22 protein-coding genes are annotated in these 20,343 nt (G+C 69.2%); 14 read left to right on the forward strand and 8 right to left on the reverse strand.

The features are described 5' to 3' along the window. Positions 1-294: 294 nt before the first annotated feature. The 3 genes from ACH4S9_RS11590 (at position 295) to ACH4S9_RS11600 (ending at position 4,620) form a co-directional block, all read left to right on the forward strand. Positions 295-3,129, forward strand: coding sequence for an AMP-binding protein (locus ACH4S9_RS11590; protein WP_398371304.1), 2,835 nt, complete (start codon positions 295-297; stop codon positions 3,127-3,129). Between the two features lie 71 nt (positions 3,130-3,200). After that, complete coding sequence (locus tag ACH4S9_RS11595) at positions 3,201-4,145, forward strand: NAD(P)-dependent oxidoreductase (protein ID WP_311729837.1); 945 nt, start codon at positions 3,201-3,203, stop codon at positions 4,143-4,145. 76 nt (positions 4,146-4,221) lie between these two features. Next, positions 4,222-4,620: a nuclear transport factor 2 family protein gene (locus tag ACH4S9_RS11600; protein ID WP_385343278.1), complete on the forward strand. Its 399-nt coding sequence runs from the start codon at positions 4,222-4,224 to the stop codon at positions 4,618-4,620. Positions 4,621-4,680: 60 nt separating this feature from the next. On the opposite strand, the gene ACH4S9_RS11605 is transcribed toward ACH4S9_RS11600, so the two are convergent. Further along, complete coding sequence (locus ACH4S9_RS11605; protein ID WP_398371307.1) at positions 4,681-5,304, reverse strand: malonic semialdehyde reductase; 624 nt, start codon at positions 5,302-5,304, stop codon at positions 4,681-4,683. 137 nt (positions 5,305-5,441) lie between these two features. Between ACH4S9_RS11605 and ACH4S9_RS11610 the strand changes: the two genes are divergently transcribed. From ACH4S9_RS11610 to ACH4S9_RS11620, 3 genes are all read left to right on the forward strand, one after another. After that, positions 5,442-6,113, forward strand: a complete 672-nt coding sequence (locus tag ACH4S9_RS11610; RefSeq protein WP_398371309.1) for a TetR/AcrR family transcriptional regulator — start codon at positions 5,442-5,444, stop codon at positions 6,111-6,113. Positions 6,114-6,136: 23 nt separating this feature from the next. Beyond that, a complete protein-coding gene (locus ACH4S9_RS11615; protein ID WP_358845911.1) occupies positions 6,137-6,952 on the forward strand; it encodes an AfsR/SARP family transcriptional regulator in 816 nt (271 codons plus the stop codon). Between the two features lie 299 nt (positions 6,953-7,251). Next, the gene (locus tag ACH4S9_RS11620) at positions 7,252-9,393 is read left to right on the forward strand and encodes a hypothetical protein (RefSeq protein WP_398371311.1); all 2,142 of its coding nucleotides are present in this window, start codon (positions 7,252-7,254) and stop codon (positions 9,391-9,393) included. 51 nt (positions 9,394-9,444) lie between these two features. Here the strand turns inward: ACH4S9_RS11620 and ACH4S9_RS11625 are convergent, their stop codons facing one another. Next, positions 9,445-9,627, reverse strand: a complete 183-nt coding sequence (locus ACH4S9_RS11625) for a DUF6104 family protein (RefSeq protein ID WP_014176503.1) — start codon at positions 9,625-9,627, stop codon at positions 9,445-9,447. Between the two features lie 128 nt (positions 9,628-9,755). Here ACH4S9_RS11625 and ACH4S9_RS11630 point away from each other — a divergent pair, with 128 nt between their 5' ends. Continuing rightward, positions 9,756-10,814, forward strand: coding sequence for a methyltransferase domain-containing protein (locus ACH4S9_RS11630; protein WP_398371314.1), 1,059 nt, complete (start codon positions 9,756-9,758; stop codon positions 10,812-10,814). Positions 10,815-10,818: 4 nt separating this feature from the next. Here ACH4S9_RS11630 and ACH4S9_RS11635 read toward each other — a convergent pair whose 3' ends face one another. Further along, on the reverse strand, positions 10,819-11,421 hold the full coding sequence (locus ACH4S9_RS11635) for a hypothetical protein (protein ID WP_398371316.1): 603 nt from the start codon (positions 11,419-11,421) through the stop codon (positions 10,819-10,821). A gap of 237 nt (positions 11,422-11,658) precedes the next feature. Between ACH4S9_RS11635 and ACH4S9_RS11640 the strand changes: the two genes are divergently transcribed. Both ACH4S9_RS11640 and ACH4S9_RS11645 read left to right on the forward strand, forming a co-directional pair. Further along, positions 11,659-12,066 carry a Pycsar system effector family protein gene (locus tag ACH4S9_RS11640; protein WP_385343260.1) on the forward strand — a complete coding sequence of 136 codons (408 nt, stop codon included), beginning with the start codon at positions 11,659-11,661 and terminating at the stop codon, positions 12,064-12,066. Positions 12,067-12,155: 89 nt separating this feature from the next. Next, positions 12,156-13,016 carry an alpha/beta fold hydrolase gene (locus tag ACH4S9_RS11645; protein ID WP_398371319.1) on the forward strand — a complete coding sequence of 287 codons (861 nt, stop codon included), beginning with the start codon at positions 12,156-12,158 and terminating at the stop codon, positions 13,014-13,016. A gap of 34 nt (positions 13,017-13,050) precedes the next feature. On the opposite strand, the gene ACH4S9_RS11650 is transcribed toward ACH4S9_RS11645, so the two are convergent. The 3 genes from ACH4S9_RS11650 to ACH4S9_RS11660 are packed head-to-tail and all read right to left on the reverse strand — an operon-like array spanning position 13,051 to position 15,069. Further along, entirely contained in the window at positions 13,051-13,875 is an 825-nt protein-coding gene (locus tag ACH4S9_RS11650) for an SDR family oxidoreductase (RefSeq protein WP_398371321.1), read from the reverse strand. A 31-nt stretch (positions 13,876-13,906) separates the two neighbouring features. Beyond that, positions 13,907-14,710 (reverse strand): NAD-dependent epimerase/dehydratase family protein, encoded by an 804-nt coding sequence (locus ACH4S9_RS11655; RefSeq protein WP_398371323.1) that lies wholly within the window; start codon positions 14,708-14,710, stop codon positions 13,907-13,909. After that, on the reverse strand, positions 14,710-15,069 hold the full coding sequence (locus ACH4S9_RS11660) for a DUF6204 family protein (protein WP_311729849.1): 360 nt from the start codon (positions 15,067-15,069) through the stop codon (positions 14,710-14,712). The genes ACH4S9_RS11655 and ACH4S9_RS11660 overlap by 1 nt, the downstream gene beginning before the upstream one ends. Before the next feature lie 64 nt (positions 15,070-15,133). Between ACH4S9_RS11660 and ACH4S9_RS11665 the strand changes: the two genes are divergently transcribed. The 3 genes from ACH4S9_RS11665 to ACH4S9_RS11675 all read left to right on the forward strand — a co-directional run bounded on the left by ACH4S9_RS11665 (position 15,134) and on the right by ACH4S9_RS11675 (position 17,049). Next, positions 15,134-15,952, forward strand: a complete 819-nt coding sequence (locus ACH4S9_RS11665; protein ID WP_311729850.1) for a nucleotidyltransferase domain-containing protein — start codon at positions 15,134-15,136, stop codon at positions 15,950-15,952. 57 nt (positions 15,953-16,009) lie between these two features. Next, entirely contained in the window at positions 16,010-16,726 is a 717-nt protein-coding gene (locus ACH4S9_RS11670; RefSeq protein ID WP_398371326.1) for a bleomycin resistance protein, read from the forward strand. 197 nt (positions 16,727-16,923) lie between these two features. Further along, positions 16,924-17,049, forward strand: coding sequence for a hypothetical protein (locus tag ACH4S9_RS11675; protein ID WP_258572997.1), 126 nt, complete (start codon positions 16,924-16,926; stop codon positions 17,047-17,049). A gap of 230 nt (positions 17,050-17,279) precedes the next feature. Here the strand turns inward: ACH4S9_RS11675 and ACH4S9_RS11680 are convergent, their stop codons facing one another. Next, positions 17,280-17,888, reverse strand: a complete 609-nt coding sequence (locus ACH4S9_RS11680) for a hypothetical protein (RefSeq protein ID WP_398371328.1) — start codon at positions 17,886-17,888, stop codon at positions 17,280-17,282. A 652-nt stretch (positions 17,889-18,540) separates the two neighbouring features. On the opposite strand from ACH4S9_RS11680, the gene ACH4S9_RS11685 reads away from it, so the two are divergent. After that, the gene (locus ACH4S9_RS11685) at positions 18,541-18,930 is read left to right on the forward strand and encodes a hypothetical protein (protein ID WP_398371330.1); all 390 of its coding nucleotides are present in this window, start codon (positions 18,541-18,543) and stop codon (positions 18,928-18,930) included. A 149-nt stretch (positions 18,931-19,079) separates the two neighbouring features. Here ACH4S9_RS11685 and ACH4S9_RS11690 read toward each other — a convergent pair whose 3' ends face one another. Next, on the reverse strand, positions 19,080-19,523 hold the full coding sequence (locus ACH4S9_RS11690) for a nuclear transport factor 2 family protein (RefSeq protein ID WP_398371332.1): 444 nt from the start codon (positions 19,521-19,523) through the stop codon (positions 19,080-19,082). A gap of 271 nt (positions 19,524-19,794) precedes the next feature. Between ACH4S9_RS11690 and ACH4S9_RS11695 the strand changes: the two genes are divergently transcribed. Continuing rightward, a complete protein-coding gene (locus ACH4S9_RS11695; RefSeq protein WP_398371334.1) occupies positions 19,795-20,166 on the forward strand; it encodes a hypothetical protein in 372 nt (123 codons plus the stop codon). Positions 20,167-20,343: the final 177 nt, after the last annotated feature.

The following is a 20,343-nucleotide window of genomic DNA, read 5'->3' on the forward strand; positions in this document are numbered from 1 at the left end:
CTGGACGCTGACGGGACCCCGGACCGGACCCCGTGACGGATGCGACGCAACATATCGCGTCTCCTGCTAGACACGATATATCGCGGATCCGGAGAGTCAAGCGGCGGCGGAGGCGGGGCCGGTTCCGGGCGCGGGGCGGCGGCGAGGAACGGAATGGCTGATTCCTGACGAGGGTGTCGTCCGGGGATTCCGCTAGAGCGCCGCTAGAGCCTTGCTGGAGAGTCATGGAGTGCGAATGTTCGAGGCTGTTACCTTCAGGGCCTCGGAATCGGGGGGGAAGGGTCAAATTGGGTCATGCCGGCACAGCCCTTGAAATACATCACACCCGAAGACGCTCGGGATCTGCGTTCTGTGGCCCAGCTGCTGGTCAGGGCAGCGGACGATTACCCCTATTCGGGGGTAGGTTACTTGGCCGAAGGCGCGGAGAGCGAATCAACACGTCAGTCCTATCCAGAGCTTCTTGATTCCGCGCTCCGATTGCTCACCGCACTGCGATCCCGCGGGCTGAAGCCGCATGACAAGGTCGTGCTGCTGCTGGACGGCCAGCGGGAATTCCTCACCGTTTTCTGGGCCTGTCTGCTCGGCGGGTTCGTCCCCTGCCCCATGGTGCCGGTGCCCGGCGACCCCGCCCGCTGGGCCGCGCAACTCGCCCATGTCAACCGGCTGCTCGACGGACCGCTGCTGGTCACCACCGAGGCGATGCGCGCCGAGCTGCCCGCGGTGCCCGGGCTCGCCGTGGCGTCCGCGGAGGAGCTCGGCGGCGGCGAACCCGCGCCGGACATCCACCGGGCCGCGCCGGAGGACCTCGCGCTGCTGGTGCTGACCTCCGGCTCCACCGGGAATTCCAAGGCCGTGATGCTCTCCCATGGAAACGTGCTCGCGTCCATGGCCGGAAAGGCGGAAAAACAGCGGCTGACCGCCGCCGACACCACTTTCAACTGGATTTCCTACGACCATGTCGCGGCGCTTCTCGAAGCGCATATGCTGCCGCTCTACACAGGCGCGAACCAATTGCACGCCCCGGCCTCGGTCATACTCGAGGAGCCTCTGCGGTTTCTCCGCATCATATCCCGCCACCAGGTGACGATGACCTTCACGCCGAATTTTCTCCTCGGCCCGCTGAATGCCGCGGCTCGGGAACTCGCAGAGGCGGAGGAGGCGGCGGAGGCGGCGGAGGCGGGTGAGGAGGCCGAGGCGGGCGGGGAGCGGCTCGACCTGAGCGCCCTGCGCCACATCGTGAGCGGCGGCGAGGCCAATGTGGTCGCCACCGGTGAGGCATTTCTCGCCAACTACGCCCCGTACGGCCTGCGGAGGTCCGCCCTCTGGCCCGCCTTCGGCATGACCGAGACCTGCGCGGGCAGCATCTACAACCGCGACTTCCCCGCCGCCGACACCGGCCAGGAGTTCGCCAACCTCGGCACCCCCGTCATGGCGCTGTCCATCCGGGTGGCCGACGACGAGCATCGCGCGCTGCCCGCGGGCGAGGTGGGGGAGCTTCAGCTCAGCGGCCCGATGATCACGGCGGGCTATTACAACGACCCGGAGGCCACCGCGGAGGCCTTCACCCCCGACGGCTGGTTCCGCAGCGGCGACCTGGGCCGCATCGACGACGGCCGGCTCACCCTGGTCGGGCGCAGCAAGGACAGCGTCATCGTCAACGGCGTCAACTACTTCAGCCATGAGATGGAGGCCGTGCTGGAGCAGCTGGACGGCGTGGCGGGCGGCTACGCCGCGGCCTTCCCGACCCGGCGGCCCGGCAGCGACACCGAGCAGCTGGTGATCGCCGTCCACCCCGAGACGGCGGAGGACGACGAGGCGGGGCTGTACCGGCTGCTCACCGCCGTGCGCTCGACCGTGGTGATGCACTGGGGGTTCCGCCCCTCCCTCATCCTGCCGCTGCCCAAGGAGGCGTTCCCCAAGACCAGCCTGGGCAAGACGCTGCGCCGGCGGATGCGCACGCGCCTGGAGTCCGGCGGCTTCGACGACGTCATCGCGCGCGTCGCCGAGCTGACCACCCGCAGGCTCGGCGGATACACGGCGCCGGAGGGCGGGACCGAGCGGGTGCTCGCCGAGATCTACGCCGAGATGTTCGACCTGGCCCCGGACCAGGTCAGCGTCACCGCGAGCTTCTTCGACCTCGGCGGGACCTCGCTGGACATCCTGCGGCTGCGCCGCCAGGTGGCCCGCCGCCTCGGCGGCGCCGACCTGCCGGTCATCGCCGTGCTCACCGCCCCCTCGGTGCGGCAGCTCGCCGCCCGGATCGACGGGGGCGGCTCGCCCGCCGCCACGGCGTACGACCCGGTGGTGCCGCTTCAGGCCGCCGGCGACAAGACGCCGCTGTTCTGTGTCCACCCGGGCGTCGGCGAGGTCCTGGTCTTCGTCAACCTCGCCAAGTACTTCGTCGGCGACCGGCCCTTCTACGCCCTGCGCGCCCGGGGGTTCAACGAGGGCGAGCGGCCCTTCGGGAGCTTCGAGGAGATGGTGGCCACCTACGTCGACGCCATCCGCGCCACCCAGCCCCACGGCCCCTACGCGGTCGCCGGCTATTCGTACGGCGGCGCCGTGGCCTTCGAGATCGCCAAGGCGCTGGAGGCCCGGGGCGAGCGCGTCGACTTCGTCGGCAGCTTCAACCTCCCTCCGCACATCAAGTACCGCATGGACGAGCTGGACTTCGTCGAGACCGCGACCAACCTCGCCTTCTTCCTCGACCTGATCAACAAGAAGCAGTCCCTCGACCTCCCCGGGCAGCTGCGCGGGCTGCCCCGGGAGGAGCAGCTGGCGCACCTCCTCGAGATCGCCCCGGCCGGCCGGCTGGCCGAGCTCGATCTGGACCTGGAGAAGTTCGCCGCCTGGGCCGCGCTCGCCAGCGGGCTCACCGACCTCGGCCGCGGCTACACGCCCACCGGCACCACCCGGTCGATGACGGTCTTCTACGCGATCCCGCTGCGCGGCACCAAGCAGGACTGGCTCGACAACGAGCTGCGCAGATGGGACGAGCACAGCACCGAGGCCAACCGGTACATCGACGTACCGGGTGAGCACTACACCCTGATGGGGCCGCAGCACGTCGCGGCCTTCCAGGCCATCCTGCGCAGGGAGCTCGACCGCGCGCTGGGCGACGGCACGTAGTCGACGGCACGTAGCCGACGGCAGGCAGTCGACGGCAGGCAGTCGACGGAGAGCAAGAGGAGAAGAGCAGGTTGGAAGGCAAGAAGATCCTGGTCACGGGCGGCACCGGACAGGTCGCCCGCCCGGTGGCCGAGGCGCTGGCCGAGCACAACGAGGTCTGGTGCCTGGGCCGGTTCGGCACCCCGGGCGTCGAGGAGGAGCTGAACGCCCGCGGGATCAGGACGCGCCACTGGGACATGGACGACCTGAGCGGGGCCGGGTACGACGGGCTCCCCGACGACTTCACCCACGTCATCCACTCGGCCGTGCGGCGCGGCGAGGACGGTGACGTCAACGCCGCGATCGAGGTCAATTCGGTCGCCTGCGGCCGGCTGATGACCCACTGCCGAGGCGCGGAGGCGTTCCTCTACGTCTCCACGGGCGCGCTCTACAAGCGGCAGACCCTGGACCACCGGTACGCCGAGGACGACCCCGTGGACGGGGTGGCCGACTGGCTGCCGGCCTATCCCGTGGGCAAGATCGCCGCCGAGGGCGCCGTACGGGCCTTCGCGAGCGTGCTGGACCTGCCGACCACCATCGCCCGGCTCAACATCGCGTACGGGCCCGGGGGCTATGGCGGGGTGCCGATGCTCTACTTCAAGCGGATGCTGGCCGGCCAGCCGATACCGGTGCCGCTGGAGGGTCAGAACTGGTGCTCGCTGCTCCACACCGACGACCTCGTCGACCAGGTGCCCAGGCTGTGGGCGGCCGCGTCCGTGCCCGCGACGCTGGTCAACTGGGGCGGCGACGAATCGGTCGGCATGACCGACTGCGTCCGCTATCTCGAGGAGCTCACCGGCGTCGCGGCCCAGCTGGTGCCCAGCCAGGTCACCCGGGAGACCTACCAGTTCGACCCGGCGCGGCGCCTGGCGCTCACCGGTCCCTGCCGGGTGCCCTGGCGCGAGGGGGTGCGGCAGACCCTGGAGGCGCTGTACCCCGACCACGTCAAGCCGCGTCCGGCCGCCCCGGCAGCCTGATCCGAGCAGACACCGAGCAGACACCGAGCAGACACCGAGAAGAGACCGAGAAGAGACCGAGGAGATTCGAACCACCGTGGCGTCACAGAACATCGAGGCCATCCAGGGGTGCTACGCGGGCTTCCGCGACCGGGACGTCGAGGGGATCCTCTCCGGGATGCACCCGGACGTGGAGTGGGTCCACCCGGACGGGATGGCCAAGTACGGCCTCGGCGGCACCAAGCTGGGCCATGCGGGGATCAAGGAATTCCTCGCGCATGTCCCGACGGTGCTCGGCGGGATGAGACTCAGACCCGAGGAGTTCATCGAGCAGGGGGACCGGGTGGTCGTCTTCGGCACCCGCGAGGTGACCTCGCGCACCGGCACCACCATGACCTTGGCCTTCGTCCACTCCTGGACGATGCGGGACGGCAAGGCGACGAGGATGGAGGACATCTTCGACACCGTGGCGTTCCATGAACTGATCGAGAGCTGACCCCCGCATGAACGGACCGCCTGTGCCCTACCGCCGGGGCACAGGCGGTCCGTTCGTGCGTCACGCCGTGGTGACGACCTCCGCGTAGTCCAGGCGCGGCAGCCGGCCCATCCAGGCCTCGGGCCCCGGCCGGCCGATGTTGACCACGCACAGCGCCCGGTGCCGGCCGTCCTCGAAGAACTCCTTGGACACGGCCTCGGGGTCGAAGCCGATCATCGGCCCGGCGGCCAGCCCCGCCGCCCGCACGCCCAGGATGAAGTAGCCCACCTGGAGGGCGGTGTTGAACCGCGCCGAGGCCTCGCGCAGGCCCGGCTCCGCGAAGAGGTCCTGCGGGCTGTCCATGAACGGCACCAGCCGGGGCAGCTCCTCGTGGAAGTCCAGGTCCGCCGCGAGGATCGCCACCAGCGGCGCCTTCGCCGTCTTCTCCTGGTTGCGCCCGGTCATGTACGACACGAGGCGGGCGCGGGCCTCCGGCGAGCGCACCAGGACCACGCGCAGCGGCTGCTGGTTCATCGATGTGGGGGCGTACTTGACCAGTTCGTAGATGGCGCGGACCTGCTCGTCCGTGACCGGCTCGTCGGTGAACGTGTTGGCCGTACGGGCCTCCAGGAACAGCTGGTTCTGCGCCTCGGGCGCCAGGGTGAGGTGGCTGAGGGCGGCGTCGCTGTTCTCCGGTGTGCTCATGGAGCTGTCTCCTCGTGGGCCGGGTCGTCATTTATTGGACTGGACTGGCTAGTCCAGTGAAGTGATGGAAGGCTAGACTCGCAAGTCCATTGGGGGCAAGAGCGCACCGAAACCGGGGGAGTCAGGAGGACGGGCCTGTGCGGACGGACAGCGCGCCGCGGCGCGGCACCGTGGGCCGGCCGGCGGGCCCTCAGCCCGCCAAGCGCCAGGCCATATTGGAGGCGGCCGTCGCCGTCTTCCTGCGCGAGGGATACACCCGGGCGAGCGTGGACGTCATCGCCGACGAGGCCAGGGTGTCCAAGCAGACCGTCTACAACCACTTCGGCGACAAGGAGCGGCTGTTCCTCGCGGCCGTCGAGGGCGAACGCGAGCGGGTGGCCGCCGACTTCGCCCCCGTCCTCGGCTCCGATCCCGCCGACGCGTCGGGGGGACAGGACGACACGGACGCCGAGACCGCCCTGGTGACCTTCGGCCACCGGGTGCTCCACGTACTGCTCGACGAGCGCGCCTCCGCGCTGCGCCGCCTGGTCATCGCCGAGGTGGCCCGCCATCCGTCGCTGCGCCCGGCCTGCGCCGAGGGGGAACCCAGGCAGCTCGTCGAACACCTCGTCGACCTGCTCACCCGCCGCGCCGAGCGCGGCGAGCTGAGCGTCGACGACCCGGCCACCGTCGCCCGCCAGTTCGTCGCCCTGCTCGTCCAGCAGGGTCTGCACCAGTCGATGTACGGCACCCGCCCGCTGCCCGGGCACGAAGCCGCGGCCATCTGCGAGAAGGCCGCAGACCTGTTCGTACGCGCGTACCGCAGGTGATGTGTGAGGAGGTGGCACCACCTATGCATGTGAGCGTCCTCGGACCGCTGACGCTGCGCCTCGGCGAACAGTCGGCGGTGCCCAGCGCGATGAAGCCGCGCAAGGTCCTGTCCCTGCTGCTGCTCCACGACGGCCGGATGGTGCCCGTACAGACCCTGATGACCGAGCTGTGGGGCGAGCGGCCGCCGCGCACCGGGCTGACCACGCTCCAGACCTACGTCCTGCATCTGCGCAAGCTGCTGGCGCAGGCGCTCGGCGTCCCGTCGACCGCGGTCGCCCGGGACGTCCTCCAGACCAGGCCCGGCGGCTACGCCGTGGTGCTGCGCTACGGCCAGCTCGACGTCCACCGCTACCGCGACCTCGTCGCCGACGGCGAGCGCGCCCTGGAGATGGGCGACGAGCGGGCCGCCGACGCGGCGCTCCGGCGGGCGCTGTCGATCTGGCAGGGCCCGGCCCTGGTCGACGTCACGCCGCACGGGCGCCCCCTCCAGGCCGAGGTCGCCCGGCTCGAACAGTCCCGGCTCACGGTCACCGAGCGGAGCATCGAGACCCGGCTGCGGCTCGGCGGCCACCAGGAGGCGCTGAGCGACCTGGCCTCCCTCGTCGTCGAGCACCGCTTCCACGAGGGCATCCACGGCCACTACATGCTCGCGCTCCACCGCTCCGGCCAGCGCACCCGCGCCCTCGCGGTCTACCAGCGGCTGCGCATGGCCATGACGGATGAGCTGGGGCTCGAACCGTCGGCCAGGCTCCAGCGCCTCCAGCAGGCGGTGCTGGCCTCCGACCCCCGCCTGGACTTCGAGTCGGGGGCGGCGGGGCGGGGGCCGGTGGTGGCGTAACGGGTGGTGGCCCGACGTCCGTGCGGCCCACCGCGCGACTGCTCGAGGTCGCCGACGCGGACGCCGCTGCCGCCGGCCGCCTCAGATCGTCCTCAAGCTTCTGATCTTCGAGCCAGGTCTGTACGTGGCGCTGCTAGCTTCCTAAAGTGCAATCGCCGAATGTGGCGTTCCACTTGATGACCGGCCACGGGGGAATCATGCTGTTCGTCCCGCTCGCTCCATATCCGCAAGACACGCCGTCCCCGTCTCGCGCCGCCAAGAACCGCTGAAGGGGAATCGTGCTCACGTACCGCCAGGTCATGACCACCGATCTGTCCCTTCTCGAAACGGCCGCCACCAAATGGGACGAGGCCGCCAAGAAGTTCGAAGCGGTCCAGAGGATCTACGACAGCAAGGTCAAGTCGGTGGGGCTCGACGGGAGCTGGACCGGCCAGGCGAACCTGGTCGCGCGCCCCAATATGCAGCTGACCGATCACCAGTTCACCGCGGCGCCCAAGGAAGCCCGCGCCATCGCCTCGATTCTCCGGGACGCGCACAGCCAGTTCGTGGAGCTGCGCGGGAAGGTGAAATCGGCGGTCGCGGACGCGCAGAAGGCCGGGATGAAGGTCTCGGACGCCGGTGTCGCGAGTTACGACTACTCGAAGGCCGGCGCGAGCGCCGCCAACGCGGCGCGGCACGACCCGGGAACGCATGAGGCCGAGCAGACCTGGACCCGGCACATCGACGCGGCGGTCAAGGCCGTCGACGACGCCGACCAGGGCGTGAAGCTCGCGCTCAAGGCGGCCGTTCAGGACCCCGATCTCATCGACGGCGCGGTCAACGGGTTCAACGACAAGGCCGAAGGCGACATCGAGAAGGTCGAGGCCAAGGAAGCCGAGGAGCTCTCGACCAGAATCAACTCCGGCGACAAGCTCAGCGACAAGGAGATGGCCGAACTCCAGCGGCTGTTCCGGGACAACCAGCACGACAAGGCGTTCAGCCAGACATTCCTGGACGCCATGGGCCCCAAGGCCACCATCCAGCTGAACAACAAGTTCAACAGCCTCGCCAAGGACGGCGACGACAAGGACTTCCGCGCCCTCCAGGAAGGCGTGGCCACCTCGCTGGCCACCGCGACCAAGTCCCCCTCCGACCCCTTCTACAAGAAGTGGCAGGAGGGGCTGCGCAAGGTGGGCACCGAGAACTTCGGGCGCATCGGGGAAAGCCTCTACGGCTACCAGTCGTTCCTCAACCTCATGACTCACGGCAAGAACTACGGGAAGAAGTTCCTGCTCGATCTCGGGAACGATCTCATCGCTCTGGAGAAAAAGGACGGCACCGACAAGTGGCAGAAGGGCGCCGGGCACAGCCTCGAATCCACCGACCCGCTCGATGATCTGCTCGGCATCATGGGCAAGCAGCCCGACGTCGCCAAGGCATTCCTCGATCCGGGCGTGGACGGCTCGAACGACCACTTGCGCTATGTGCTCCAGGACCGCAACTGGCCCAAGATCGTGATGCAGACCCCGGACGGCGACATCTACTACCGGGACGACCCCGACAGCCGTCAGGGTCTGGGGCCCGCGCTCGAAGCGGGGGCCACCGGAAACGTCCCCGGCACGGACCACGTTCTCGGCTATCACACCGATGCCGAGGCCCGCATCATGCGCGACACCATCAAGCTCCTGGACGAGGGCCGCCACGGGGGCGATCTGCACCCGAACCTGCGCGACAACATGGGCCGCATGCTCGTCGACTACACACCCGAAACCCATGAGATCCTGACCCGCACGGGCATGTACATGGACAAGGACGGCGTGTGGAACGACGGCACGAGCGACCCCAAGGACTCCCATATGTCCGTCCCCCGGGAGAGCCTCGTCCGCATCATGCGCGGTGTGTCGGAAGACGGTAAGGCATTCGACGAGATGTACGAGGCCGAGCGCTTCTACGCCGCCGGGACGCTGACCAAGACGGACTTCCACGACCCCAATGAACGTGCCTCGGCCATCGAAGGGGCGTCCTCCGTCTTCGGTTTCTACGACGGAATCAGCTCCGACATCGCCCGCGACAAGAAGGACGACGCCGTTTCCTGGGCCAACCACGCCCAGACCGGCGAGTTCGTCATCACCGGGGGTATACAGGCCGCTGCCAGCGCCGGCGCCTCGCTCGCCGGCAAGGGCCCGGCCACCGGCTTCGTCACGGACGCCGTCTACCGCATTCTCTACGCGGGCGTCTACGACTGGAAGGAAGACCAGATCGCCCAGGCGGGGCACGCGGCGGCGGGGGAGACGGAGTATCACTTCACCACCGGCCAGAAGCAGGTGAACCATCTCGTCGCGGGCTGGGCCAAGGAGAACGGCTACAGCGCCGAGAGCGGGTTGTCGCGACACCTCGTCGGCTCCGGCCAGGAGCGTTACGACAGCGCCCGGACGGAAGGCCTCATCTACCTGGACGGCTGAGCCGGGAGCCCGACACCGGGCCTCGGCGGGCCCGGTGTCGGCCGAGGCGGGCTACTCGTCCTCGTCCTCGTCGTCGAGCCGGGCCAGCCAGGTCGCGAGGCGCTCCACCGGGACCTCGAAGTCCGGGTTCAGGTCCACGAACGTGCGCAGTTGCTCGGCGAGCCACTCGAAGGTGATCTCCTCCTCGCCGCGCCGCTTCTCCAGCTCCTCGATGCCGCGGTCGGTGAAGTACAAGAGGGTGCTCCGGGTCGGGTTGGGTCGGGTCAGGTGTGCGGGTGCGTACGGCCCCAGGATAGAGCGGCCGGGGCCCTCTTCTCGCTAATGCTACGCGCGGCGTACTACGCATCGCGTAGTATGGGTTCATGCGGACCAACGACGCCCAGATGCTGGTGCTCTGCGCCCTGGCCGACGGGCCCCTGCACGGCTACGCCATCAACGCCGCCATCGAGAAGCTGTCGGGCGAACGCCTCGGCCCCGGCAGCCTCTACGGGGCCCTCGCCCGCCTGGAGTCCAAGGCGCTGATCGAGCCCCTGGAGGGGGAGGGCCGCCAGCGACCGATGCGGCTCACGGCCGAGGGGCACGAGGTGCTGGAGCGGGAGGTGCGGTCCATGGCCGAGGTCGCCGGGCGGATGTTCGAGGCCGCCGTGCCGGACCGGATCGGCTACCTGGACCGGCTGGCCGGGACCGACCAGGCCCGCTCCTACAAGCAGGTCATGCTCGACGCGCTGGCTGTCCGCCCCGGCCACACCGCGCTCGACCTGGGCTGCGGCCCCGGCACCGATCTGGCCGTCCTCGCCGAGGCGGTCACCCCGTCCGGGACGGTGATCGGCATCGACGCCGACCCCAAGATGGCGGCCCGGGCCCGCGAGCGTACGGCGGACCTCCCCGTCGTGGATGTACGGATCGCGGACGCCCAAGCCCTCCCCCTCGCGGACGCGAGCGTCGATCGCGCCCGCACCGACCGCACCCTTCAACACGTGGCGGACCCCGCCCAGGTCCTCGCCGAGGCGCGGCGCGTGCTGCGGCCCGGCGGGCGGCTGGTCATGGGCGAGCCCGACTGGGACTCGCTGGCGATCGACCACCCCGACCCCGAGATCTCCCGCGCCTACACCCGCCACATCACCGAGCGGATCGTCCGCAACGGCGTCATCGGCCGCCAGCTGCCCCGGCTCGCGACGGAGGCCGGCTTCGCGGTGCCGGCGGTCGTCCCCGTCACCTCCGTCTTCCGGGACACCCGGTCCGCCGACCGGATCCTCGGCTTCCAGCGCAACGCGGAGCGCGCGGCGGCGGCCGGATACCTCAGCGAGGAGGCGGCGCTGCGGTTTCTCGACCACCTCGCGGAGGGGCCGTTCTTCGCGGCGGTGACGCTGTACGTGGTGGTGGCGGAGGTTGCGGAGGCGGGCGCTCAGCCCTCTTCGTAGTGACTCAGAAGTCGGGAATATCGTCCAGCCGGCTCAGGAAGCGGCCGGGCCACGAATACAGCGCGCCGCTGAAGGAGAGATTGCGTGTGTAGACGCCCTCCAGCAGGATGGCCAGCCCGATGTCCAGCCCGTCGACGCCGCCCTGCCCCGTGCCCGAGATGGTGCGCGGATACCGCCAGCCCGAGCGCGACATCGTGACGACGGCCCCCTCGCGCCGCAGCTCGTGCCGGAGCTTGCCGCCCAGCACCTGGTAGCGGTACGAGCGCCCGGCGACCTCGATCCGCAGCGCCCGCCCGCGCGCCGTCACCGCCAGGTGGCGGCGGCGCAGCGTGCCCGTCCAGCCGTCGGCGGTCAGCGTCATCGTGGCCAGGCGCGGCAGGTCGCGGAATTCGTAGCCGGTGAACGACATGGGGGGTGTCGCGTGTCCCGACACCCAGGCGGTGAGGGTTTCCTGGAAGAGATCCTCCTCCGCCGGACATGCCAGCTCGACCGGCCCGAAACCGGGCACGGTCCCGGCCCAGGTGTGGGTGGCCCTCAGCCTGAGACGGCCCCGGGCGGAGCCTGTGTGGGTGAGTTCGAACTGGACCGAGTGCTGGACCGTGCTCATATGCCGTTTCCCCCTGAACAACTCCGCTGGTGACACTACCTGCCGTGGGCTCAGGCGGCTGGGCGGGGGGCAGGCCCGCTCGTCGGGCGGAAACGGAGCGACGGTCCGCGGCGTCTCAGTTCTCAACAGACCGCGCTCGGCAAACCCGCCGACGCGATGGGAGAGGGCACACCGATGGCAACCACCACCACACCTGACCCGCGACCGGACCGCGCGCAAGACCGTATCGCCGCGACGGTGACGTCCTTACAGGCCGACCTGGCCCGCTCCGAATCCAAAGCCAGCCTGTTACTCGCCCTGGCCGGAGCGGCGCTCGTGGCGCTCGGCTCCATGGCGTCCGACCTCCACCCGACCGTCCCGGCCGCTGTGGCCGGCGCCCTCGGCACCGCCGCCCTGCTGGCCACGACCGTGATCCTGCTGCTCGCGGTGCGTCCGTACGTCGGGGGCAACGACTGGACCAGCTGGCCCGCGTTGAGCGATGACCAGTTGGGCGAGCGTCTGTCCGCCGGCTACCAGGTGGAGCATGTGCGGTTCATGGCCGAACTCGCCGCACGGAAGTTCCGCCTCATCCGGGCCGCCGTCGACTGTCTGCTCGCCGGGCTCGGCCTGCTGGCTCTCGCGGCCGTCCTCGTCGCGGCGGCGTAGCGTGCCGCTGGTGACACCGACGTCGCCCGGCCGGGCCGCCGCCGAAAATCCGGAGGTCAGGTCGCGGTGCGGTCATTACGATCCGAATCATGAGTACTCACCCTGACGGCCCCACGTTTGTGCTGGTCCACGGCTCCGGCTCCAGTTCGTTCATGTGGGCGCCCGTCCAGCGGGAACTTGCGTTGCTCGGCCATCGCAGCTTCGCCGTCGACCTGCCGGGCCACGGCTTCGACGCGCAGTACCCGGTGGCCTATCAGGCCCCGCAGGACCTGGACGCCTGGGCGGCCGAGCCTTCGACGCTGGCCGAGGTCACCTTGCGGGACAACGTGGAGACGGTGGTTGACGTCGTCCGCCGAGTGGCCCGGTACGGACCCGTGGTGCTGGTGGGCGCGAGCCTTGGCGGGACCGCCATCACGGGAGTGGGCAACGCGGTGCCCGACTTGGTGGACAGGCTTGTGTACATTTCCGCGTGGTCGTGCGTACAGCGGTCCAGCCCTGTTGAGTACATGCAGGAGCCCGAGTTCGCCGACAACCTGTTGGCCCCGCTGGCCGCGTTGAACGTGGGCGACCCGGCCGGACTCGGCGTCGGGCGGGCGAACTACCGCACGGCCGACCCCGACCTGCTGGCCGCCCTCAAGGCAGCGGTCATGGCGGATGCCACCGACGAGCAGTTCCGTGCCTTTCTGAACATTCTGCAACCTGATGAGTCGCTCGCCGTGATGACGGCCGATGCCCGTGGGCAGGCCGACACCTGGGGAACGATCGCCCGCACGTATATCCGGCTCACCGGCGACCGCACGCTTCCGGTGGCGATGCAGGATCGTCTGATCGCCGAGGCCGACGCACTGACGCCCGATAACCCTTACGACGTGCACACCCTGGACACCAGCCATGTCGGCTTTCTCCTGCGCCCGGCGGAGGTGGCGGGAATTCTGGATGGGCTGACCTGACCGCCTGGTGACTCACCGGACGGGCGCAGGCCCTTCAGCGAAGGGTGATCACATTTCCGGTGACCAGGGCCGCATCGTCGGAGGTGAGGAACACGATGGTCTTCGCGACGTCTGCCGGGTCGGCGACATGGAAGTGCGTGGCGCTCGACGCGACGAATTGCCGCACCTCGTCCGTGACCCATCCGGTGTCGGTCACGGGCGGATGCACGACGTTGGCGGTGATGCCGAGAGGGGCCAGCTCCGCGGCGGCGGACAAGGTGTAGTTGGTCTGAGCCGCCTTCGCTGCCCCGTACGACACCTCTCCCGGAAAGCCGAGGTCGCCGCCCGAGGTCAGACCGACGATCCTTCCCCAGTCGGCACCACGGGCCCTGTGCCGACGGGCCATTTCGCCGATCAGCAGCGCCGGGGCCATCGCGTCCACCGAGAACTGCCGGGACCAGGTGTGGGCGGTGACCGGTTGCAGCGGCCGGCCGAACTGGTCGGCCGGATTCGGGGTGAAGGTGTCCTGGATCCACCCCGACGCGTTGTTGATCAGGATGTTGACCGGCCCCAGACGTTCCTCGGCGACGTCGAAGAGTGTGGCGGGGGCGTCGGGGTCGCTGAGATCCGCCTCGAATGCCTCGGCCCGGCCCCCGGCTCGGCGGATCTCGTCCACCACGTCCGTGCCGTCGACGGATCGCTCGCTGTGGTACCGGTCTGTCGTGTCCGTTGCGTCCGTCGCATCGGCGTCGCGCAGCCGCAGATAGGTGCAGAGCACCGCAACGCCCCGGGCGGCGAGCGCCTTTGCCGTCGCGGCCCCGATGCCCTGATTCGCGCCCGTCACGATCGCGACATGGCTGGTCCCCGGTGTTTCCGGCATGCCGTCACTCCTCGCAGGTGAATGATCTCGGTCAGGGCCGGAGGTGTTCGAGGGTGAACTCCGGCAGGGCGTACGCGCCGGCCTGAGGTGCGGCAGGGTCGGCGGGGTGGTCGGCCCCGGGGATGTCCCCGGCGTGGAGTTCCGCGTCGTCGACGGGGATGTAGTCCAGCACCGTCGGGTCGGGGAGTTCCCAGAAGCGGCGGGCGTTGGCGGAGACGGCGTACACCGTGGCGAAACGAGTGGACGCCGGGGCGGTCAGCGCGGCCCGGACGAAGCCGATGGCATCGCGCGGGCTCAGCCAGGTCGCCAGATGCCGGGGCTCGGTGGGCGCGTGCTCGAAACTGCCGATACGCAGGCACACCACGGACAGCCCGAACTTGTCCGCGTACAGCTGCCCGAGGGCCTCGACGGCCACCTTGCTCACCCCGTAGAGGCCGTCCGGGCGTGCCGGCTCCTGCGGCCCGGTGAGATGCCCGGCCGGATAGAAGCCCGTCGCGCGGTTGCTGCTCGCCAGCACCACCCGCCCGATCCCCGCGCGCCGCGCCGCCTCCAGGACGTGGTGCGTACCGAGCACATTGGCCTCGAGCAGATCCGGAAGAGGCGCCTCATCCGGCACACCGCCGAGATGCAGCACGCGGTCGGCCCCCGCGAGCGCCGACTCCACGGCGGCCGCGTCCCGCAGATCGACGGTGCGCACCTCCTCGTTCCCGGCCTCCGGCCGGAGCGGCACCCGGTCGAGCAGAATCAGCCGCTCCGCCTCGCCCCGCAGCGCCTTCCGCACCACGGACCCGATGTTCCCCGCCGCGCCCGTGACCGCTACCGTCCCGAGACCCACTACGCCCCCTTCCGGGCGGCTTCGCGGCGCTGCCGCTTGCCCAGCGGCGCCTGGGAGAGGTCCTCGGCGCTGGACCTGAGGTTCTTGAAGCCGTAGCCGCGCTGCCCCAGCCACTCCCTCGCCGCGTCCTCGGCGCGCTCGGTCGCGTCCAGGATGTCCTCCTCGGCCTCCCCCGAGTCCAGGAAGCGGAACGTGAAGGCGGGCCGAGCGGCGATGTCGTAGCTGAGATGCCCCTCCGGCGTGAACGCCGCGCGCAGTACGTCGTGCTCGGCGGCGCGGGCCAGGAGCTCCGACCGCTGATCGGTGCTCAATCCGTCGAAGACGCCACGGACGGTGATACGGAAGGTACGAGTGGCCATCCCGCGAGCCTATGCAGCGACATCGGTGTGGCTCCACCGAGTTTGCGCGGCGGAGGATGGGCCGATGACGATCGGGATCGCGGACATGGCGGCGCGGCTGGTGGAGGTGCCGGGCGTGGTCGGGGTGATGCTCGGCGGGAGCCGGGCGCGGGGTGAACACGCCCCGGACTCGGACTGGGACCTGGGCGTGTACTACCGGGGCCCGCTGGATGTGGAGCGGCTGGGGGTGTTGGCGGCCGAGGTGGTCGGCGGGCCGGTGGAGGTCGCGGGTCCGGGCGAGTGGGGGCCGTGGGTGAACGGCGGGGCATGGCTGGACGTGGACGGCCGGGCGGTGGACTGGATCCTGCGGGACGTGGACCGCGTACGGGCGGTGTGGGAGGACTGCCGCGCCGGGCGGTACGAGGTGGGCACGCAGGCCGGGCATCCGCTCGGGTTCTGGTCGCCCTGCTACGTGGGCGAGGTGGCCCTGGGGCGGGTGCTGGCCGACCCGGGCGGGGAGCTGGACGAGTTGCGGGCGGAGGCGGGGCACTATCCGGAGCCGCTGCGGGATGCCCTGACGGCGGGGGCGGTGTGGGAGGCGGGGTTCCTGGTCGCGAATGCCGCGAAGTCCGCCCGGCGGGGTGACGTCCTGCATGTCTCACTGTCTCTGTCCCGGGCTGTTGGGCTGCTCGTCCAGGCGCTGTTCGCGCATCACCGCCGCTGGTGCCTCAATGAGAAGGGCGCGATGGCGGCGGTGGCGGGGATGCCGGACACGCCTGCCGGGTTCGCCGGGCGGGCGGAGTCGCTGCTGGGGGAGTTGGGCGGCGGGGCGGGGGAGTTGGGGGAGCGGGTGGGACGGGCGGGTGGGCTGGTGGATGAGGTGCGGGCGGTGGTGGGCGGGTAGTGGCATGTGTTCTAGTCAACTTTGACTAGAAGGTGTCTGCGCCCTACCGTCTGGAGCATGGTCGAGAAGATGATCCCCATCCTCCCCTGCCCGTCGATCCCCGAACTGGTGGAGTTCTACGAGCGCCTCGGCTTCGCCGTGGACCACCTACAGACCCGCCCCAACCCGTACGCGGCACTCAGTTACGGCGACAACATCGAGCTGCAGTTCTTCGGCACCAAGTCGGTTGTCCCGGCCGAGTCCTGGTCCACCTGCTACATCGCCACCGACCGGGTCGATGAGCTGTACGAGACCTTCCGGGCCCGGCTCAAGGCCTCCCTCGGCCGCATCCCGACCCGTGGCCTCCCGCGCATCGGGCAGCTGAAAGACACCTCGTACGGCATGCGGCAGTTCCTGATGACCGACCCAGGCGGCAACTGCATCCGCATCGGCCAGCCCACCGGCGCCTCCCTCGAACACGCCCCCGCACCGAAGGAGCCCTTCGCCCGCGCGGTGCACAACGCATCGCTGATCGGCACCTCCAAGGAGGACCCCGCCCAAGCCGCCCGCATCCTCGATCGTGTCCTCGCGAAGGAGACCCCGTCTGGCCCCGCCGAGCACTACCGCGCCCTGATCCTGCGCGCCGACCTCGCCGCCCAACTCGACGACCCCGCCACGGCCCGCGCCCATCTTGCTGATGCGGCCGCCCTCACACTCACCGAGGGGGAGCGGACGGAACTGGCGGACGAGCTCTCTCGGGCGGCGGACCTCGCGGCCGATCTGGGGAGGGTCTAAGGCGCGTATCCCCCTCGCGGTACCCACCACTGTTCCCCGGCCCAGTACGGCTGGAAAGTCGTGCATGGGATGAGCGGCTGGGCTGGGCGTTCGGGCTGATAGCAGATGATCCGGCTGGGAGGAGTGCGGCACGCGCCCGGCCGTCGTCCTCGACCTGACCGCGTGCGCGGTGGCGGACCGACAGCGCACCCCGCGCCATGGCGACCTGGCGCAACCTCGCGGTCGGCGCCCTGCGGCTGAACGGCGCGAAGAACATCGCCTCCGGCCGTCGCCGCAATGCGCGTGACGCCCGCCGACCCCTCACGCTCCTCGGCCTCGCCTGAGCACGAAGTGGAGGTCACTCGACTACGCCGAAGCCCTGAGGGCTGTCGCAGCACAACTTCAGGCTTTGATCTTGATCAGGCGGGCTGTCTCGCGAGGTCATCGAGGGGAACGGCGCTTCGGCGTTCGTGAGTTATTTTCCGACGGCTCCCTGGGTCGCTCAGGGGCCGACCGGGTCCGGCGCATGCGTTCTCGGCGTTCTCACAGGCCGAGACCGAGAGGTAACGCCGCCTCAGATGGTCGGGGTGTCGTCAACAACCGGCCTGTGAATCTCAACGACCGGCTTCCACCCCGCGGAGAACTCGATGAAGTCCGCACGGGTGGGGTAGGTGTCGACCGCGCGACGGTCACGCTTGGGGCTTTCGGTCCCCTTGCGCCCCCGGGGAATCTGCTCCTCGAAGATGTCGACCTTCACGTCGGGGACCTCCTTGAGGCCCTGGCGCCAGATCTGCACGACGTCGGCGCCGAAGGCCTGCCGGGCCGCGGCGTAAAGGGCCGTGAGGGCCCCCTTGTCCCCACCGGGGACGAAAAGTGCCAGGTCCAGAACGACACCGGCGGACTGGAGGACCTCGATGGTCACCGAGCCGTTCTCGTCGGCCAAGTAGATTCCGGCTTCATTCTCGTCGTCGGGAAGGAAGGTGACCTCTTCCTGGAATACGGTTCTCGCCGTGATCGAGCCGCCCTCGAAATCCTCACCGGACTTGGTCAGAAAAGCAGAGACATAGCAGTCGGGAAGCTTGAGTTCTGCCGTGTCGGCGGAAATGAAGAGCCTGTCCTTCACACCGAGCTTCGTCACCTCTTCCAGCGAGAGGCGGCGAGCGGCGATCTTCTCCGTGTTCACGATTTCCCTTTCAGGTTGCACTGTCCCTCCGAACAAGGACGCTACCACGAAACCCTGAGGTCAACTGCCCAGTAATCTATGGGTAAATGGCCTCCGACGACCTGCACGGGAGGATACCGAAGCGAGTGCCACTCGGTCGGGAACACGCATCCGCCAGGTAGTGTCCCTCCTCATGCTGTTGGGGATCAACTGGCGGTTGCATTTCGGTGCGTTGGGTAGCGCGGAGGAACTAAAAGAGAGTTTACGGCAGATATCGCCCATATCGCCTTCGGGGAGGTGGCGGCGCGGTAAGGCGATCCATTCGTCGTGCATCTCGAAGAGCGCAGCGGAAACCAACCGGATGGTCCGACAGCGCAACAACGGAGACCCCCACCGGCAACATCTGGATGGAGCGCGAACCGGAAGTCGCGTACTACCGGGCCCTCTTCGGTCAGGACTTCGGCGTAGTCGGCTGACGCCCGGTTGCTGACGTCTCGTCATGGTGGGCGGGGTTCGGTACACAGCAGGCACGGACGTCCGCGATCACGGAGTTCTCTACGCTCTGTGACCTTGGACTGCCCGTGCCTGCCGACGCGTCATCTCTGATCTCCCCTGCCTTTGAACAGCTCAGACCGCATCCGGAAGTGTCCGGGAGCGATCTTCCCTGCTCGCGGTGAGTGAATGGGTGGCCGACGCACCGCCGGCCCTGCTCGAACGGCTCGGCACGGCCGTCGACCCGCTGGTCCCGAAACGGTCCTGGCCCGCGGAATCCACGATCCGGCGACTGCTCGCCAGAATCGACGCGGACACCCTGGACCGGGCGGTCGGAGCCTGGCTCGCGGACCGGCAGACCAGGGGACAAGGGCTGCGAGGGCTCGTGGTCGACGGGAAGTCGCTGCGGGGTGCGGCCCGCGCGAAGGGACGGAAGATCCACCTCCTGGCCGCCTGCAGAAACCTTGCGATCGGAGCTCTCCGCCTGACCGGCGCCCGCAACATCGCCTCCGGCCTCCGACGGGCAGCCCGAGACCAAACCCGGCCCCTTGCCCTTCTCGGCCTCACATGATCAAAACGGACGACAGGAAACCACGCCGAAGCCCTGCGTCGAAAGTGACGGGACGGCCGCCCCGCCTGCCCTTCTTCTTGCGGTTGGCGGCCTGGTTCTCTCGCGTCTCTGATCAGCCCTCGCAAAGCCCATCGCGTGAAAGCGCGGAGTCAGGAAACATCCTTGCGCAACGACGCGATGAGGAGGTCAAGGTCGCCGCGTGCCGTGTACGTACGGATCGGGTCGATGTAGTCGCGTGACTCGATGATCTGACCGTCCCGGACCCGCATGACGAAGACACAGGGCACCTTGGCCGTGGAGCCGTCCGGCAACGTGAACTCATAGGCGAACTCGGCGACGATCACTTCAGGATCGGCGGTCTCGTGAACGACGACATCGACCACCCGCCTCTTCGGCGCGGACTCCCGAACCTCCGGCTCCACCGTGAAGTGCTCCTGGAGCTCCCGCCGACTTGTCAACGGCTCGGACTCGGGCGTTGCCATCGGATGCCGGACATCGGTGACCTCGCCATACAGGTCAGGCAACTCGTTTGAGTTGCCGCCGGCGACCCCATGAACAAGCCGGAGAAACACCTCGCGCGGACTCAGACTCACAAGACCTCCCAAAGCAATACGCAGATACGCACAGGCAGCTAGTGATCATTATCGCCTGATGCCGGCCGGTCTTGCGGACTGTCCGGTGCTCTGACCACATCCGTTCACCGACTTGGGCAACCGAACCCCGACGCGCATGGGGCGGTAATCTCTGCGCTCGGTCGGATGTTCCGCCGGGCGGTCGAAGGGTGGGGGAATGGGGGTTGCGCGGCAGGAGGTCAGGACGGAGTCGGGGTCGGAGAGAGAGCCGAGTCTGCTGCCGGTGCTTGGGGTGTTGATCGTGCTGGCCGCAGTACTGGAACGCTATCTGTCGCTGTTCGGTGGGCCGGAGACGTACATACTCTGCAGTGACGTTGGAGAGCTGTCCGAACGACTCGACCAGGAAGTAAGCATGAACCGGTGGCTCCTCCTGGCCGGTCTCGTGGTGTCCGTGGCAGCGCTGGCCATCTCACGTGTGCGCCGCGGACGAGTTCTTCCCGTGCTCATGCTGTCTTCGGTTCTGATCTTGGTGGTTCTGGCGGACGACTATGCGGCGCGCGCGGATGCCGTCGCCCTGCAAATTTTTACATCCCAGGGTTGCGACGAACCCACAAGCCTCTACGACACTTCCCGGGGCTGGTTCAACTGGAATCCACTCGGCTAGGTGCTGCGACCGCATAGGTCCGCCGGGTTCAGGTTGCGGTTTCGTGAGGGGCGTCCGCCCCGGCGGATGCCCTTCTCACCGCGGAGGGTGGCCAACGCCGCCAAGTCGGCTTGGCGCGGTGGCGGCACGCATGGAGTTTGTGGTGGATATGGGACGGCGACACGCCGACGCCACGGC

Origin of the sequence: Streptomyces sp. NPDC021225, assembly GCF_044332865.1 — a bacterium.
GTDB lineage: Bacteria > Actinomycetota > Actinomycetes > Streptomycetales > Streptomycetaceae > Streptomyces.

Coding starts and splice junctions, on each gene's coding strand:
- ACH4S9_RS11590 (WP_398371304.1), top strand. CDS start 295: ATGCCGGCACAGCCCTTGAAATACATCACACCCGAAGACGCTCGGGAT.
- ACH4S9_RS11605 (WP_398371307.1), bottom strand. CDS start 5,304: ATGAGCACACCGGAGAACAGCGACGCCGCCCTCAGCCACCTCACCCTG.
- ACH4S9_RS11615 (WP_358845911.1), top strand. CDS start 6,137: ATGCATGTGAGCGTCCTCGGACCGCTGACGCTGCGCCTCGGCGAACAG.
- ACH4S9_RS11620 (WP_398371311.1), top strand. CDS start 7,252: ATGACCACCGATCTGTCCCTTCTCGAAACGGCCGCCACCAAATGGGAC.
- ACH4S9_RS11630 (WP_398371314.1), top strand. CDS start 9,756: ATGCGGACCAACGACGCCCAGATGCTGGTGCTCTGCGCCCTGGCCGAC.
- ACH4S9_RS11635 (WP_398371316.1), bottom strand. CDS start 11,421: ATGAGCACGGTCCAGCACTCGGTCCAGTTCGAACTCACCCACACAGGC.
- ACH4S9_RS11645 (WP_398371319.1), top strand. CDS start 12,156: ATGAGTACTCACCCTGACGGCCCCACGTTTGTGCTGGTCCACGGCTCC.
- ACH4S9_RS11650 (WP_398371321.1), bottom strand. CDS start 13,875: ATGCCGGAAACACCGGGGACCAGCCATGTCGCGATCGTGACGGGCGCG.
- ACH4S9_RS11660 (WP_311729849.1), bottom strand. CDS start 15,069: ATGGCCACTCGTACCTTCCGTATCACCGTCCGTGGCGTCTTCGACGGA.
- ACH4S9_RS11665 (WP_311729850.1), top strand. CDS start 15,134: ATGACGATCGGGATCGCGGACATGGCGGCGCGGCTGGTGGAGGTGCCG.
- ACH4S9_RS11670 (WP_398371326.1), top strand. CDS start 16,010: ATGGTCGAGAAGATGATCCCCATCCTCCCCTGCCCGTCGATCCCCGAA.
- ACH4S9_RS11675 (WP_258572997.1), top strand. CDS start 16,924: ATGGCGACCTGGCGCAACCTCGCGGTCGGCGCCCTGCGGCTGAACGGC.